Source organism: Streptomyces sp. NPDC003027, assembly GCF_053591435.1.
Genome location: NZ_JBSFTU010000025.1, coordinates 1 through 15895 on the forward strand (window position 1 = coordinate 1; position 15895 = coordinate 15895).

Consider the following 15895-nt stretch of genomic DNA (forward strand, 5'->3'; position numbering starts at 1 on the left):
ACAACGCGGCGTGGGGGCCCCTCCCGTGCCCGAAGGGCTACGGGGGAGCGGTGCCAGGGCACGCGAGCCCGGCATGATCCGAACGAGAGGCCCTAAGGGGTGGCGGTCGGGAGGCCGAGGAGGAGGTCGAAGTACATCGCGCCCGAGAGCAGCAGTCCGATGCCGCCGAGGACGGCTCCGGCGGCGGCGACCGCGCGGATCCAGGCCGGGCGGTCGGGGCGGGTGAGGAGGACGAGGACGGCGGTGATCAGGGCGAGGAAGGCGAAGACACCGTTGACGAGTGCGGTGGCGTGCCATGCGTCGCCGTAGATCTCGGAGATCTGCTGGGCGGTGCTGCCGCCCTGGGAGGCCTTGATCTGGCCGATGAGGGCTTCGCGTTCGGCGGCGACCTTGCCCGTCCAGGTGCCGGTCAGGGCGGCGACCCCGAGGGCGGCCGAGACGACGGCGGCGGCTCCGGCCCCGAGGCCCGGGGCACCGGAGGCACCCGGTGACGCCTCGTCCTCCTGGTCGTCCTCGTCGTCGGTCAGCTCGTCGTCCAGCTCGTCGGCGGCGAGCTCGTCGGCGGCGGTCGGGTCGTCGTCCAGCGGGGCGACCGTGTCCGCGGCGGACTTCTCGGGCGCTGTCTCATCGGTCTTGGCAGTCATGACGGGCACGCTAGGCGGCCCCCATGAGAGGTGTCTTAACGCCCCCGCTCAGGGCTGCGCGGTCGCCTTCGCGGCCCGCCAGTGCGGCGCGAGGACCGACCAGATCTCCTCGTCATGGCGCTGCCCCCGGTGGAGGTGGCTCTCGCGCAGCACGCCCTCCTTGGTCATCCCCAGGCGCCGTGCGACGTTGATGCTGGGCTCGTTCCCGGACGACACGACCCACTCCACGCGGTGGATGCCCCGCTCCTCGACCGCCCAGTCGATGAGGACGCGTACCGCCCGGGTCACCAGCCCCTTGCCGACCGCCGCCGGCTCCAGCCAGCAGCCGGCCTCGGCGACGCCCTGCGCGACGTCCATGGTGCGCAGGATGACGGCGCCGACGAGTCCGCCGTCGTACCAGATGCCGAGGATCCGCCCCGTGTCGGCCGCGGTCTTCTCCGCGTACGCCCGGAGGAACGCCCGGCTGGACTCCAGGTCCCGCACGACGTCGGGCAGTGCGTTGTGCTGTCCGATGAACGCGCGGCCGCGGTCGATGTGGGCGAGGAACTCCTCGGCGCGCCACGGCTCCAGCGGCCGCAGCTCGGCACCGTCCTCACCCAGCGATATCGCGAGCATCCTCGTTCTCCTCCGGCCTCGGGAGCGTCACACGTTGCGTGGGGATCTTCGCACCTGTGGCGTCCCGGGCGTCGGCGATCGCACGGCACTCGGGCGGTTCGATGCTGATCCTGGGCAGCCGCCGGTCGAGCCACCGGGGAAGCCACCAGTTCGCCCCGCCGAGCATGTGCATGAGGGCCGGGACGAGCAGTGTGCGCAGGACGAAGGCGTCCAGGGCGACGGCCGCGGCGAGCGCGATGCCGAACATCGCGATGACCCGGTCGCCGGAGAGCACGAACGCCAGGAAGACGGCGATCATGATGACGGCGGCGGAGTTGATCACCCGGCTGGTCTCGGCGAGGCCGACCCGGACCGCCCGCCGGTTGTCCCCGGTCTCCAGCCATTCCTCGTACATCCGGCTGACCAGGAAGACCTGGTAGTCCATGGAGAGCCCGAAGAGCACGGAGACCATGATGACCGGCAGGAAGGGTTCGACGGGTCCCGCGCTGCCGAGCCCGATCAGCTCGCTGCCCCACCCCCACTGGAAGATCGCGACGACGATGCCGAAGGAGGAGGCGACGGCGGCCACGTTCATCGCCGCGGCCTTGAGCGGGATGCCGATCGAGCGGAAGGCGAGCAGGAGCAGCAGAGAGCCGAGCGCGACGACGACGCCCACGAAGAGGGGCAGCTTGCCGACGATGATCTCGGCGAAGTCGTCGTACGACGCGGTCACACCGCCCACGTGCACGTCGAGGGAGGTCCGGTGCTCCGCCGCCGGCAGGACGTCCGCGCGCAGCCGGTCGACGAGGTCGCTGGTGGCCTTGGACTGCGGCGACGACTCCGGTACGACGGTGAGGACGGCCGCGTCCCCGGCGCTGTTGTAGATGATCGGCGAGACGGACTCGACCCCGCGGGTGTTCGCCAGCGTGGCGGGCAGCTCGTCGAGCGCGACCCGGTCGTCGGCGCCGTCGAGCTGGGCGACGAGGGTGAGGGGCCCGTTCACGCCCGGCCCGAAGCCGTCGGCGAGGAGGTCGTACGCCTTGCGGGTGGTCGTCGTGGCCGGCTTGCTGCCCTGGTCGGAGGTGCCGAGGTGGAGGGAGAACGTGGGCAGCGCGAGGACCAGCATGACGACGGCGGCGACCGCGCCCAGCAGCTTGGGGTGCCGCTCGACGAAGGTGGACCAGCGGGCGGCGAACCCGGTGGGCAGCTCGGGCTGCGGGCCGTGCTCGGCGAGCCGCGCGCGTTCGCGCCGGCTGAGCGCGCGCATCCCGATGAGCGAGAGGAGCGCGGGCAGCAGGGTGACGGAGGCGGCGACGGTCAGGACGACGGTGAGTGAGGCGGCGATGGCGACGCCGTTGAGGAAGCCGAGCCGCAGGATGAGCATGCCGAGCAGGGCGATGCAGACGGTGGCGCCCGCGAAGACGACGGCGCGGCCGGTGGTGGCGACGGCGATCCGGGCGGCTTCGGGGACGGGCAGTCCCCGTTTGAGTCCCTTGCGGTGGCGCGTGACGATGAACAGCGCGTAGTCGATGCCGACGCCGAGACCGATGAGCATGCCGAGCATGGGGGCGAAGTCGGCGACGGTCATGACGTGGCCGAGGAGCACGATCCCGGAGTAGGCGATGCCGACGCTGACGAGGGCGGTGGCGATGGGGAGCGCGGAGGCGGCGAGGGAGCCGAAGGCGAGGAAGAGGACGGCGGCCGCGACGACGACGCCGACGGCCTCGGCGATGTGTGCGCCGGGGGCCTCGGTGAGGGCGATGGCCGTGCCCCCGAGTTCGACCTGGACGTGGTCGTCGGCGGCGGCTTTGGCGGTGTCGACGAGGGCCTGCGCCTGGGCGGCGGGGATGTCGTCGGCCTGGGCGTGGAAGGTGACGGTGGCGTAGGCGGTGTGCCCGTCCTCGCTGATCGCCGCGTGGGATCCGGGGGACTGGTCGTAGGGCGAGGTCACGGCGGCGATGCCGGGGAGTTCGGCGACGTCGTGGAGCATGCCGGTCATGCGCCGCTCGACGGCGTCGGCGCGGACGCTACCCCGGTCGGTGTGCCAGACGATGGTGTCGCTGTCGCCGCCCGCGCCGGGGAACCGGCTGTCGAGGAGGGCGGTCGCACGGCCGGACTCGGTGCCGGGGGCCTCGTAGTCGTTGGAGTACGCGCTGCCGGCGAACGCTGCTCCGGCGACGGAGCCGCCGAGGGCGACGAGCCAGAGCAGGACGACGACGAGGCGGTGCGTGACGCACCACCGTGCGATGGCTGCCAAAGGACGTGCTCCCTGGTGGTTCGTGGATCTTTACCGGGGAACAGCCCGCAAAGAACGCATGACCTCTATACGGCCACTCTCCCAGCCTTGAGAGATCCTTTGCCCCTTTCGTGGCGTTAGTCACAATGGTGCGCGGAAGGTCAGCCCGTTGGTCGAGACCCTCCGCGCACCGCGGCGGTGACGTGCGGGTTCAGCCGGAGATGCTCGCGCGGCCGTTCTCGATGTGCCCCATCAGCCGCCGGCGGAAGCCGCCCGGGGCGGTTACCTCGACGTCGTACCAGCCGTGCGCGTCGGAGGCGGAGTGGACGATCGTACGGCTCCTGCCGGGCTTGACGGTGACCGTGCGCGTCCAGTCGGCGCGTCCGGCCAGGTCCTCCGGGTCCACGTATCCGAGCGGCCGGACGGTGAAGGAGATCGGGGCGGCGGAGGTGTTGCGGACGGTGAGATGCAGGTCACGGTCGTGGTGGTCGAGGTACGAAGCGACCTCGGCGCCTCCCTGGGCGGGGCCCTCGAATTCGCGGCGGAAGCCGTTCGGGCCGGTGATCGTGAAGCGGTAGCGATCACCCGCGAGCGGGACCGCCCACCGCGCGGTGCCCTTGACGTCCCGGTGCTGGGGGACGGCGAACTCCCCCGCGTACGGATAGAGGGCGAAGTGCGCGCTCGCCCTGGCCTTGTTGCTCAGCGCGACGGTGATCCCCGCTGTGCCGTCGCCGACCGTGGCGGAGGCGTCCGGCTGGTAGGGCAGCGGGCGGGCGGGGCGGTGGCCGGGCTCCTGGACCGGCATGCGCTGGACCAGCGGGGGCTGCGGCCGCCAGCGGCCGCTGAACGGCGGGATCGGCCCGGGCTGCTCGACGTCGGGCCGCCGGTGGGCGCGCCGGAAGTCGAAGGCGGAGGTGAGGTCGCCGGTGACGGTCCGCCGCCACGAGGTGATGTTGGGCTCCTCGATGCCGGTGAGCCGCTCCAGGAAGCGGATCACGGAGGTGTGGTCGAAGGTCTCCGAGCAGACGTAGCCGCCGACCGACCAGGGGGAGACGACGAGCAGCGGGACGCGGATGCCGAGGCCGGTGGGCAGGCCCTTCCAGCGCTCGTCCGTGGTGTCGGTCGGCGGGACGGGCGGCGGCACGTGGTCGAAGAAGCCGTCGTTCTCGTCGTAGTTGATCAGGACGACGGTGTGGCGCCAGACGTCCGGGTGCGAGCCGAGGGCGTCGAGCACCTTGTAGACCAGGGTGGCGGAGGCGATCGGCGAGGAGGAGCCGGGGTGCTCGGAGTCGATCGCGGACGGGACGAGGTACGACACCTCCGGCAGCGTCCCGGCGGCGACGTCGGCGCGGAAGGCGTCGGCGAGCGTCCCGGTCTCCACGCGGCGCAGCCCGCGCTCGAACAGCGAGCGCTCGGCGGCGGTCAGCGTGGCCACGCCCTCCTCCAGGGCGGCGAGCAGCCTGGCTCGCTCGGCGGTGTCGTCGGTGTCTCGGACGGCGGCGTAGAAGGACTCCATGAAGGTGTGGCCGCCGGTGGGCTCCAGTGCCTTGCGGGCGATCTTCTTGAAGGAGGTGAAGAACTCGATGTTGTTGTCGGTGAAGTTCTCCCACTCCGTGTACGTCTTCCAGGACCGCCCGGCCGCTTCGAGCCGCTCGGCGTACGTCGGCCAGCCGTAGCCGGGGTGCGTCCCCTCGGCGTAGGCGGCGTTGGTGACGGCCCGGCTGCCGTCGGCCTCGTAGCCGGTCCAGCCGGACCACAGGTGGTTCCGGTTGGGGCTCGTGGAGGTGTGGATGGAGGAGTGGTAGGCGTCGCAGATGGTGAAGGTGTCCGCGAGTTCGTAGTGCAGCGGCAGGTCCTGCCGGTCGTAGTACGCCATCGTCGCCGCGGTCTTGGCGGAGACCCAGCCGTCCATCCAGCCGCCGCGCCAGGCCCTGCCGCCGCCGCTCCAGGAGTGGTCGAGATCGCCGATGTACTGGAGGTCCTTCCTCTGCGTCTCGGCGGCCTCCCGGATCGGGAAGGGCAGGACGGTCCGGCCGAGCCCGGCCGGCTGCTCGAACACCGTCGCCCCGGAGGGGAGTTCGACGGCATTGCGGTCGCCGAACCCGCGGACGCCGCGCAGGGTGCCGAAGTAGTGGTCGAAGGAGCGGTTCTCCTGCATCAGGATCACCACGTGCTTGACGGCCGACATGCCTCCGGCCGGCGGCTCGGCGGCCATCGCGGCCTGGAGCGACGGCGGAAGCAGCGACCCCGCCGCCGTGGCGCCGAGGGCGCCTCCGCCCAGCGCGAGGAGCCTTCTGCGGGATATCTCGGGTGACAAGACCGGCCTCCAGTCGACGGCCAATGGTTCGCCTTCGAGCCATTGGGGGGTTCGCCGGGGACGGTAGTGAGGGCGGATGACGGAGAGAAGACCCGGTGACGTCCCGGTGGTGAACGTCCAAGAGGACCGCGCGTAAATCCAAGCGATTTCCGGCCAGGGCCGGCGCGGCGAGGGCATCGACGAGGAGGAGGCCGCGCCCGGACTCGTCGGAGGGTTCCCGTACGGAGGGGGTGCCGTCGCCGCTGTCGTGGACCTCGATGCGGAGCAGGGACCCGGGGTCCTTCAAGGCGAGGTGGAGGGCGTAGCCGCGGCCGGGTGGGACGCCGTGGAGAAGGGCGTTGGTGGCGAGCTCGCTGACGCACAGGAGTACGTCGTCCGCGCGGGTGTGCACATTCCAGTCGGCGAGGACTTTGCGCGTGAAGTCGCGGGCGAGGGGGACGGATCGGCGCTCGCGACGGAAGAACGCCTGGTGGAGGACGGTGAGTTGGTCGGTCATGGAGGCACAATGACCGCTCGCGCCTCATGCGCCCCAGGGAGGGAAGCCGTACAAATTCTTTGTACGGGTCCGGAATGCGTCGGGTACGCGCGGGGCGGGGAAGGCAGCGCTCATGCAGCAGGGAAAGAAGCCCAGGAAGAAGGTCCCCTCGTGGGAGGTCGTCGGAGCCCTGGTCGGGCTGTACCGGAAACACGCGGGGATGACGCAGCCGCAGCTCGCCTCGCTGGTGTGCGTGGGGCTTGAGACGCTGGGGTCGATCGAGCAGGGGCGGCGGCCGCTGCGGCTCAAGCTCGCGGCGGAGCTGGACGAACTGCTCGATACGAAGGGGGCGTTGACGGCGGTCGTGGTGAAGGTGCCCGAGCGCGAGCGGTACCCGGCGTTCGCCCAGGACTTCATCGACGAGGAAGCACGGGCGCTCGGCCTCCTCTCGTACGAGAACAAGGTCGTGCCCGGCCTGCTCCAGACGCCCGATTACGCCCGCGCGGTCTTCGACTGCCTCTATCCGCCCCTCACGGAACAGCAGGCCGAGGAGCGGCTCCTCGCCCGGATCGACCGGCAGCGGATCTTCGACCAGAAGCCCTGGCCACCGATGATGACGTTCCTCATCGACGAGTCAGTCCTTGAGCAGCCGATCGGGGGCGCGGAGGTTCTGCGCGGACAGATCCGGCACCTGCGGGAGATGGCCGAACTTCCCTTCCTCGCCATCCAGGTCATCCCGAAGAGCCTCACCAAGCACGCTGGGCTCGCCGGACCCATGGTGCTCATCGAGACGCCCGAACACGCCCACCTCGCCTACATGGAAGGGCAGCGGGTCAGCTTCCTCATCGACGACCCCGACGAGGTCGGCATCCTCCAGCGGAAATATGGAATGCTGCGATCACAGGCCCTGACGCCAGAAGAAACCATGGGCCTGCTGGATCGCCTGGCAGGAGAGACATGAGCTCAGCGGCACTTTCGTGGTTCAAGTCCAGCTACAGCAGCGACGAGGGCGGCAACTGCCTCGAAGTCGCCTACGACTGGCGCAAGTCCAGCTACAGCGGCAGCGAGGGCGGCAACTGCGTCGAGGTGGCCGCCCACCCCGCCGCCGTCCACGTCCGCGACTCCAAGCTCGCCGACAACAGCCCCCTCTTCACCGTCTCCCCCGCCGCCTGGGCCGCGTTCGTCGCTGAGGCGACGTGCGAGAGGAGCCGCTGACCGCCCTCGCCGCCATGGCGACGGACGCGTGGCTGGTCACCCGGGACGGGGCGCCCGATACGCGAAGGGCGGCGCCCGAGTCGTGAGACCCGGGGCGCCGCCCTCGTACACGTACACGATCCAGGGGATCAGCCCTCGGAGACGCCCAGGCGCTCCAGGATGAGCTCCTTCACGCGCGCCGCGTCCGCCTGGCCGCGGGTGGCCTTCATGACCGCGCCGACCAGGGCACCGACCGCCGCGACCTTGCCGCCGCGGATCTTGTCGGCGATGGCCGCGTTCGAGGCGATGGCCTCGTCGACGGCCGTACCGAGCGCGCCCTCGTCGGAGACGACCTTCAGGCCGCGCTTCTCGACGACCTCGTCCGGGTCGCCCTCGCCCGCGAGGACGGCCTCGATGACCTGGCGGGCCAGCTTGTCGTTGAGGTCGCCGGAGGAGACGAGCGCCGCGACCCGGGCCACCTGGGCCGGGGTGATGGCGAGCTCGTCCAGGGCGACGCCCGACTCGTTGGCGGAACGGGCCAGTTCGCCCATCCACCACTTGCGGGCCGAGGCCGCGTCGGCGCCCGCCTCGATCGTGGCGACGATCGGCTCGACCGCGCCCGCGTTGAGGATCGACTGCATGTCGTGCTCGGAGACGCCCCACTCCTCGCGGAGCCGGTTGCGGCGCACGCGCGGCAGCTCGGGCAGCCCGGCACGCAGCTCCTCGACCCACTCGCGGGACGGGGCGACGGGGACGAGGTCGGGCTCCGGGAAGTACCGGTAGTCCTCGGCGTTGTCCTTGATCCGGCCGGAGGTCGTGGAGCCGTCGTCCTCGTGGAAGTGACGGGTCTCCTGCACGATCGTGCCACCGGCGGTGAGCACGGCCGCGTGGCGCATGATCTCGTAACGCGCCGCCCGCTCCACACTCCGCAGCGAGTTGACGTTCTTCGTCTCGGAGCGGGTGCCGAAGACCTTGGTGCCGTGCGGGCGCAGCGACAGGTTCACGTCGCAGCGCATCTGGCCCTTGTCCATCCGCGCCTCGGAGACGCCCAGCGCGCGGATCAGCTCCCGCAGCTCGGCGACGTACGCCTTGGCGACCTCGGGGGCCCGCTCGCCGGCGCCCTCGATGGGCTTGGTGACGATCTCGATGAGCGGGATGCCGGCCCGGTTGTAGTCGAGCAGCGAGTGCGAGGCGCCGTGGATACGGCCCGTCGCGCCGCCGATGTGCGTCGACTTGCCGGTGTCCTCCTCCATGTGGGCGCGCTCGATCTCCACGCGGAAGATCTCGCCGTCCTCCAGCTGGACGTCCAGATAGCCGTTGAAGGCGATCGGCTCGTCGTACTGCGAGGTCTGGAAGTTCTTCGGCATGTCCGGATAGAAGTAGTTCTTCCGGGCGAAGCGGCACCACTCGGCGATCTCGCAGTTCAGCGCGAGGCCGATCTTGATGGCGGACTCGACGCCGATCGCGTTGACGACCGGGAGCGAGCCGGGCAGGCCGAGGCAGGTCGGGCACGTCTGCGAGTTGGCGTCCGCGCCCAGCTCGGTCGAGCAGCCGCAGAACATCTTCGTCTTCGTACCCAGCTCGACATGGACCTCCAGGCCCATGACGGGGTCGTACGCCGCGAGGGCCGCGTCGTACGACAGCAGTTCAGTGACGGTCACGGTGAGACTTTCCCTCTCAGCCCAGCAGGACGTCGTCGTCGCCGAGCTTCTTCAGCTCGCGGTAGAGCAGAGCGAGGCCGGTGACGATGGCGGCGGCGGAGACAGCGGCGTCGATGAGACGGAGCGTGTCATTGTCCTTGCGGGCCATACGGGCCTGCTTGACGACGCTGATCGCTCCGAAGGCGGTGGTGCCGATCGACAGATACGTACCGGCCTTGGAATTCTTGAATCCCTTGGCCTTGATGGGCATGGGGCTCACAGCGACGGTGCCTCCTCGAGGAGCGGGTGTCCCCACTTTTCCACGAAGGCTGCCTCGACGGCGGCGCCGACCTTGTACAGCCGGTCGTCCTTCATGGCGGGGGCGATGATCTGGAGTCCGACCGGCAGACCGTCCTCGGGCGCGAGGCCGCAGGGCAGCGACATGGCGGCGTTGCCGGCCAGGTTGGTCGGGATGGTGCACAGGTCCGCGAGGTACATCGCCATCGGGTCGTCGGCGCGCTCGCCGATCGGGAAGGCGGTGGTGGGGGTCGTCGGGGAGACGATCACGTCCACCTGCTCGAAGGCCTTCTCGAACTCGCGGGTGATGAGGGTGCGGACCTTCTGGGCCGAGCCGTAGTACGCGTCGTAGTAGCCGGAGCTGAGCGCGTACGTACCGAGGATGATGCGGCGCTTGACCTCGTCGCCGAAGCCGGCCTCACGGGTGAGGGCGGTGACCTCCTCGGCCGACCTCGTGCCGTCGTCGCCGACCCGCAGGCCGTAGCGCATGGCGTCGAAGCGGGCCAGGTTGGAGGAGCACTCGGACGGCGCGATGAGGTAGTACGCCGAAAGGGCGAGGTCGAAGGTCGGGCAGTCCAGCTCGACGATCTCGGCGCCCAGCTTCTGCAGCAGCTCGACGGACTCGTCGAAGCGCTGCACGACACCGGTCTGGTAGCCCTCGCCGCGGAACTGCTTGACGACACCGACGCGCATGCCGGCGACGGAGCCGTTGCGGGCGGCCTCGACGACCGGCGGGACCGGGGCGTCGATGGAGGTCGAGTCGAGCGGGTCGTGCCCGGCGATGGCCTCGTGGAGGAGCGCCGCGTCCAGGACCGTACGGGCGCAGGGGCCGCCCTGGTCGAGGGAGGAGGAGAAGGCCACCATGCCGTAGCGGGAGACCGCGCCGTAGGTCGGCTTGACGCCGACGGTGCCGGTGACGGCGGCGGGCTGGCGGATCGAGCCGCCGGTGTCCGTACCGATGGCGAGCGGGGCCTCGTACGAGGCGAGGGCGGCGGAGGAGCCGCCACCGGAGCCGCCGGGGATGCGGGTCAGGTCCCAGGGGTTGCCCGTGGGGCCGTAGGCGCTGTTCTCGGTGGAGGACCCCATGGCGAACTCGTCCATGTTGGTCTTGCCGAGGATGACGACGTCGGCGGCCTTGAGCTTCTTGACCAGGGTGGCGTCGTACGGCGGGATCCAGCCTTCGAGGATCTTCGAGCCGACGGTCGTGGGAACGCCGACGGTGGTGAAGATGTCCTTGAGCGCGAGGGGGACACCGGCCAGCGGCCCGAGCTTCTCGCCCTTCTCCCGCTTGGCGTCCACGGCACGGGCCTGGGCGAGAGCGCCCTCGCGGTCGACGTGGAGGAAGGCGTGGACCTTCTCGTCGACGGCCTCGATGCGGGCCAGGTGGGCCTCGGTCACCTCGACGGCGGTGAGCTCGCCGGAGGCGATCTTCTCCGCGATCTCGGCGGCCGTGAGCTTGATGATGGTGCTGTCCGTCATGGTGATTAGTCCTCCCCCAGGATCTGCGGCACCTTGAAACGCTGCTGCTCCTGGGCCGGGGCGCCGGAGAGCGCCTGCTCGGGGGTGAGCGACGGACGGACCTCGTCCGCGCGCATGACGTTCGTCAGCGGCAGCGGGTGGGAGGTCGGCGGTACGTCTTGGTCGGCGACCTCGGAGACGCGGGCGACCGCGCCGATGATGTCGTCGAGCTGACCGGCGAAGTGATCGAGCTCTTCGCCCTTCAGCTCCAGACGCGCCAGCCGTGCGAGGTGGGCGACCTCCTCGCGCGTGATGCCAGGCATGCGATCCTCACGGGGTGCGTTTGATGGTGTTGAGCCCAATCCTATGGGGCCCGCGCCGCTGCCCGTGAAACGGTTTGCCCGGGGACGGCCGGGGCGGGGGCCGCCCAGGGCGTGCCGGCGGGGTGCTGGGGGGCGGCGGGCGCCGGGTCGAGCGCCCCGTCTCCCTACTGCACCACCTGGTCCTTGTCCCGCTCGGCGTTCCGCTCGGCGATGCGCTCGGCCGCCAGGTCCGCCGGGCGGCGCCAGCCGTGCTCGCCCCGGGCGCTCAGCCAGGCCGTGGCCTCGCCCGGCGGCATCGCGGCGGCGACCAGCCAGCCCTGGACCGCGTCGCAGCCCAGGTCCCGCAGCCGCTCCCAGGTCTCGTCGTCCTCGACGCCCTCCGCGACGACCAGCAGGCCGAGCGAGTGCGCCAGGTCGACCGTACAGCGGACGATCTCGGCGTCCTCGGTGTCGACGGCAAGCCGGGCCACGAAGGAGCGGTCGATCTTCAGCTCGCTCACCGGCAGGCGGCGCAGGTGCACGAGGGAGGAGTAGCCGGTGCCGAAGTCGTCCAGGGACATCTTCACGCCGTGGCCCGTCAGACCGGCCAGGGTGTCCGCCGCCCGCTGGGGGTCCTCCAGGAGCACGTGCTCCGTTATCTCCAGCTGGAGCGCTCCCGCCGGGACGCCGTGGCGGGCGAGCCGCGCCGCGACCGCGCCGGCGAAGCCGGGCGTGTGGACGTCGCGCGGGGAGACATTGACCGCGACAGGAACGTTCAAGCCCTGAGCGCGCCACCGGGCGACCTGGGCGAGCGCGGTCTCCAGGACGTACTCGGTGAGGTGCGGCATCAGGCCGGAGGACTCCGCGATCGCGATGAACTCGTCCGGAGGGACCCGGCCGCGCTCCGGGTGCACCCAGCGCACCAGGGCCTCCAGGCCGGCGACCTGCCCGTCGAAGCGGACCTTGGGCTGGTAGTGCAGCTCGACCTCGCCGGCGTCCAGGGCGCGGCGCAGGTCGCCCAGGAGCCCGAGCCGGTCGGGGGTGTTGGAGTCGCGCTTGGACTCGTACACCTCCACGCCCGTACGGTCCCGCTTCGCCTGGTACATCGCCACGTCGGCCCGGCGCAGCAGGCCCTCCGCGTCGAGAGCGTGGTCGGGGAAGACGGCGACCCCGGCGCTGGCCTCCAGGACGAGGGTCAGTCCGTCGAGGTCGAGCGGCGAGGAGAGTGCGGCGACGAGGTGGCGGGCGACCCGCTGGGCGCTCGTCGTGGAGTCGGCGGTCGGCAGGAGCACGGCGAACTCGTCGCCGCCGAGCCGCGCGGCCTCCGCCCCGCGCGGCAGGGCGAGTCTGAGCCGCTCCGCGATCTGGAGCAGCAGCCGGTCCCCGGCGAGATGGCCCAGCGTGTCGTTGACCGAACGGAAGCGGTCGAGGTCGATCAGTACGAGGGCGGTGCGCGCCCCCTCCCCCTCGGCCGCCTCCAGCGCCGTCCAGGCCCGCTCCAGCAGCCACTGGCGGTTCGGCAGCCCGGTCAGCGGGTCCTTCAGCTGCTCCTCGGCACGGGCCCGGGCGATCCAGAGGGTGGAGTCGAGCGCGATGAGGGGGACGGCGAAGAGCGGCAGCAGCACCGGCTGGGAGACGGCGACGACGCAGATGAGCGGGGCGATGCCGAGGAGGGCGACCGCGACCAGGCCCTGCCGGAGCAGAGCGGTGCGGGCCACGGTGGGCAGTCCGCTGCCCTGCGGCGCCAGGGCATACCACAGCAGGAGCCGGGTCACCACCAGATACGCGGTGGCGGCGAGCGCGACTTCCGGTACGTCCGCGATCCCCCAGTCGAGGGGCCGCCACGGCTCCTCGACGGTCGGTACGTCGCCGAACGCGGCGAGGACCAGGGCGGCGGCGCCGATGCCGAGGACGTCCACGGCACCGTGCAGCAGCCCTTGGCGCCAGCGGTGGCGGCGGGCCACGCCGACGAGGACGACGACGGCCAGGGAGACGACCCCGGCGGGCACCCAGCCGTACAGCAGGAGGACGGCGAGGGTGAGGGCGGCGCCGGAACCGGTGCCGCCCCACCAGCGGTCGCGGCCGAGGGCGACGAGGTGGCCGACGATGAGCCCGGTGAGGACGGCGAGGGACCAGCCCGGGGCGCCGGCGGGGAAGAGTCCGTGACCCGTGGTCAGCGCGCGGTAGAAGCCGGTGGCGAGCAGGACCGCGGCGACGCCCACGACGGCTCCCGGCAGCCCGGAGGCGATGCCCAGGAAGGCCGCACGGCCGGGCGGCCGTGAGACCTGGGCGGCACTCTCGGTCGGTTTCATTCCGTCCCTCTCACAGCCGGCGGTGCCGTCGCAACGCGATGGGCCGTTGTCATGCCGCGCCACGACCGGCGGAGCCCTGCGCGGTCGTGGCTGACAGACGCACGTCACAACAGTAGGCCGCGCAGGGCGCCGACGGGCAGCGCTCTCCATGTCTTGCCCGAATGCGACCCGGCCACCCGTAACGATCTGGTATGCGCCGAACGGGTGACGTTCAAGGGCCGGAACACGCCTATCCGGTGACCGGAACCGCTGCCTCTCGCGCGGCCTCCGACCCCTGTTCCAGCAGCACGGCGAAGCCGTTCTCGTCCAGAACCGGAACCTTCAACTGCATCGCCTTGTCGTACTTGGAGCCGGGGTTTTCACCGACGATCACGAAGTCGGTCTTCTTCGAAACGGAACCGGTCACCTTCGCTCCGAGGCTCTGGAGCGACTCTTTTGCGCCATCCCTGGTGAAGTTCTGCAGGGTGCCCGTGACGACGACCGTCAGCCCCTCCAGCGGACGCGGCCCCTGGTCCTCCCCGGCGCCCTCCTCCTCCAGGCGGACCCCGGCCTCGCGCCACTTGCGCACGATCTCGCGGTGCCACTCCTCGGCGAACCACTGCTTCACCGCGGTCGCGATGATCCCGCCGACCCCGTCGACGGCCGCCAGCTCCTCCTCCGTGGCCTGCTCGATCCGGTCCAGGGAGCGGAACTCGCGGGCCAGCGCCTGGGCGGCCACCGGGCCCACGTGACGGATCGACAGGCCGTTGATGAACCGGGCCAGCGGTCGCGTCCTGGCGGCCTCGATGTTCGCCAGCATCGCCAGGGCGTTCTTCTTCGGCTCGCCCTTCTGGTTGGCGAAGACCCTGACGACCTTCTCCTCACCCGTCTTCGGGTCCCGCTTGGGCAGCCCGCTGTCCGGGTCGAGGACGTACGCCTTGATCGGCAGCAGCTGTTCGATGGTCAGATCGAACAGATCGCCCTCGTCCGCCAGCGGCGGCTCGGCGGGCTCCAGCGGCCGGGTCAGCGCCGCAGCGGCCACCGCCCCGAAGTTCTCGATGTCCAGGCACTCACGGCCGGCCAGATAGAAGAGACGTTCACGCAGCTGCGCCGGACACGTCCGCGCGTTCGGGCAGCGCAGATCGATGTCGCCCTCCTTCATGGCCCGCAGCGGCGTCCCGCACTCGGGGCATTCGGCCGGCATCACGAACTCCCGCTCGGTGCCGTCCCGCAGATCGGCCACCGGGCCGAGGATCTCCGGGATCACGTCACCGGCCTTGCGCAGCACGACCGTGTCGCCGATCAGCACGCCCTTGGCCTTCACCACCTCCTGGTTGTGCAGGGTGGCGAACTCGACCTCGGATCCGGCGACCGTGACCGGCTCCACCTGCGCGTACGGAGTGACCCGGCCCGTGCGGCCGACGCCGACCTTGATGTCGACCAGCTTGGTGTTGACCTCCTCCGGCGCGTACTTCCAGGCGATCGCCCAGCGCGGAGCGCGCGCGGTGGAGCCCAGCCTGCCCTGGAGCGGGATCTCGTCCAGCTTGACGACGACGCCGTCGATCTCGTGCTCCACGGAGTGCCGGTGCTCGCCGAAGTACGCGATGAACTCCCGCACCTCGTCGAGGGAGTCGACCACCTTGTTGTGGCGGGCGGTCGGCAGGCCCCACTCGCGCAGCAGGTCGTACGCCTGCGAGAGACGGCTGATGTCGAAGCCCTCGCGGGCGCCGATGCCGTGCACCACCATGTGCAGCGGCCGCCCTGCGGTGACCTTGGGGTCCTTCTGGCGCAGCGAACCGGCCGCGGCGTTGCGCGGGTTGGCGAACGGCTTGTCGCCGGCCTCCACCAGGCGGGCGTTGAGCCCCTCGAAGGCCTCCATCGGGAAGTAGACCTCGCCGCGGATCTCGACGAGGTCCGGGACGCGCTCACCGCGCAGCCGGTCGGGAATGTCCGCGATCGTACGGACATTGGGAGTGATGTCCTCGCCGGTGCGGCCGTCGCCGCGGGTGGCGGCGCGGGTCAGCCGGCCGTGCTCGTACGTGAGGTTCACGGCGAGGCCGTCGACCTTCAGCTCGCACAGGAAGTGGTGGTCGGGCGTGCCGACGTCCCGGGCGATCCGCTCGGCCCAGGCGGCCAGTTCGAGGTCGTCGAAGGCGTTGTCGAGGGAGAGCATGCGCTCACGGTGCTCGACGGCCGTGAACTCCGTCTCGTACTGTCCCGCGACCTTCTGGGTCGGCGAGTCGGGCGTGCGCAGCTCCGGGTACTCCTCCTCCAGCGCCTCCAGGGCGCGCAGGAGCCGGTCGAACTCGCCGTCGCTGATGACCGGCTGGTCCTTCACGTAGTACCGGAAGCGGTGCTCCTCGATCCGCTCGGCCAGGTCGGCGTGCTTCTCCCGCACCTCGGCGGGCGGAGCCCCCTGTTCGACTGCCACCGTTACTCGTCCTCCC

Annotated in this window: 12 protein-coding genes and 1 pseudogene; 2 read left to right on the forward strand and 11 right to left on the reverse strand. The window is 71.2% G+C overall.

Annotated elements, in window-relative coordinates:
* Window positions 1-92: 92 nt before the first annotated feature.
* The 5 genes and pseudogenes from ACWDX6_RS19065 to ACWDX6_RS19085 all read right to left on the reverse strand — a co-directional run.
* Window positions 93-644 carry a hypothetical protein gene (locus ACWDX6_RS19065; RefSeq protein WP_451486060.1) on the reverse strand — a complete coding sequence of 184 codons (552 nt, stop codon included), beginning with the start codon at window positions 642-644 and terminating at the stop codon, window positions 93-95.
* A gap of 48 nt (window positions 645-692) precedes the next feature.
* Window positions 693-1259, reverse strand: a complete 567-nt coding sequence (locus tag ACWDX6_RS19070) for a GNAT family N-acetyltransferase (RefSeq protein WP_451486061.1) — start codon at window positions 1257-1259, stop codon at window positions 693-695.
* Complete coding sequence (locus ACWDX6_RS19075) at window positions 1237-3495, reverse strand: MMPL family transporter (RefSeq protein WP_451486062.1); 2259 nt, start codon at window positions 3493-3495, stop codon at window positions 1237-1239. The genes ACWDX6_RS19070 and ACWDX6_RS19075 overlap by 23 nt, the downstream gene beginning before the upstream one ends.
* A 190-nt stretch (window positions 3496-3685) precedes the next feature.
* Entirely contained in the window at window positions 3686-5791 is a 2106-nt protein-coding gene (locus ACWDX6_RS19080; RefSeq protein ID WP_451486063.1) for a phosphocholine-specific phospholipase C, read from the reverse strand.
* A gap of 166 nt (window positions 5792-5957) precedes the next feature.
* A pseudogene (locus ACWDX6_RS19085) lies at window positions 5958-6287 on the reverse strand (ATP-binding protein); the annotation flags it as partial.
* A gap of 112 nt (window positions 6288-6399) precedes the next feature.
* On the opposite strand from ACWDX6_RS19085, the gene ACWDX6_RS19090 reads away from it, so the two are divergent.
* Entirely contained in the window at window positions 6400-7227 is an 828-nt protein-coding gene (locus ACWDX6_RS19090) for a helix-turn-helix domain-containing protein (RefSeq protein WP_451486064.1), read from the forward strand.
* Complete coding sequence (locus ACWDX6_RS19095; protein ID WP_451486065.1) at window positions 7224-7481, forward strand: DUF397 domain-containing protein; 258 nt, start codon at window positions 7224-7226, stop codon at window positions 7479-7481. Before ACWDX6_RS19090 ends, ACWDX6_RS19095 begins: the two co-directional genes overlap by 4 nt.
* A 128-nt stretch (window positions 7482-7609) precedes the next feature.
* Here the strand turns inward: ACWDX6_RS19095 and gatB are convergent, their stop codons facing one another.
* The 6 genes from gatB to ligA all read right to left on the reverse strand — a co-directional run bounded on the left by gatB (window position 7610) and on the right by ligA (window position 15879).
* Window positions 7610-9121, reverse strand: coding sequence for an Asp-tRNA(Asn)/Glu-tRNA(Gln) amidotransferase subunit GatB (gene gatB, locus ACWDX6_RS19100; protein ID WP_451486066.1), 1512 nt, complete (start codon window positions 9119-9121; stop codon window positions 7610-7612).
* A 16-nt stretch (window positions 9122-9137) separates the two neighbouring features.
* Window positions 9138-9371 carry a hypothetical protein gene (locus ACWDX6_RS19105; RefSeq protein ID WP_451486131.1) on the reverse strand — a complete coding sequence of 78 codons (234 nt, stop codon included), beginning with the start codon at window positions 9369-9371 and terminating at the stop codon, window positions 9138-9140.
* A 5-nt stretch (window positions 9372-9376) separates the two neighbouring features.
* Window positions 9377-10876 (reverse strand): Asp-tRNA(Asn)/Glu-tRNA(Gln) amidotransferase subunit GatA, encoded by a 1500-nt coding sequence (gene gatA / locus ACWDX6_RS19110; RefSeq protein ID WP_451486067.1) that lies wholly within the window; start codon window positions 10874-10876, stop codon window positions 9377-9379.
* A 5-nt stretch (window positions 10877-10881) separates the two neighbouring features.
* Window positions 10882-11178, reverse strand: coding sequence for an Asp-tRNA(Asn)/Glu-tRNA(Gln) amidotransferase subunit GatC (gene gatC, locus ACWDX6_RS19115; RefSeq protein ID WP_015036350.1), 297 nt, complete (start codon window positions 11176-11178; stop codon window positions 10882-10884).
* A 164-nt stretch (window positions 11179-11342) separates the two neighbouring features.
* Window positions 11343-13469: a putative bifunctional diguanylate cyclase/phosphodiesterase gene (locus tag ACWDX6_RS19120; protein ID WP_451486068.1), complete on the reverse strand. Its 2127-nt coding sequence runs from the start codon at window positions 13467-13469 to the stop codon at window positions 11343-11345.
* A gap of 229 nt (window positions 13470-13698) precedes the next feature.
* Entirely contained in the window at window positions 13699-15879 is a 2181-nt protein-coding gene (gene ligA, locus ACWDX6_RS19125; RefSeq protein WP_451486069.1) for an NAD-dependent DNA ligase LigA, read from the reverse strand.
* Window positions 15880-15895: the final 16 nt, after the last annotated feature.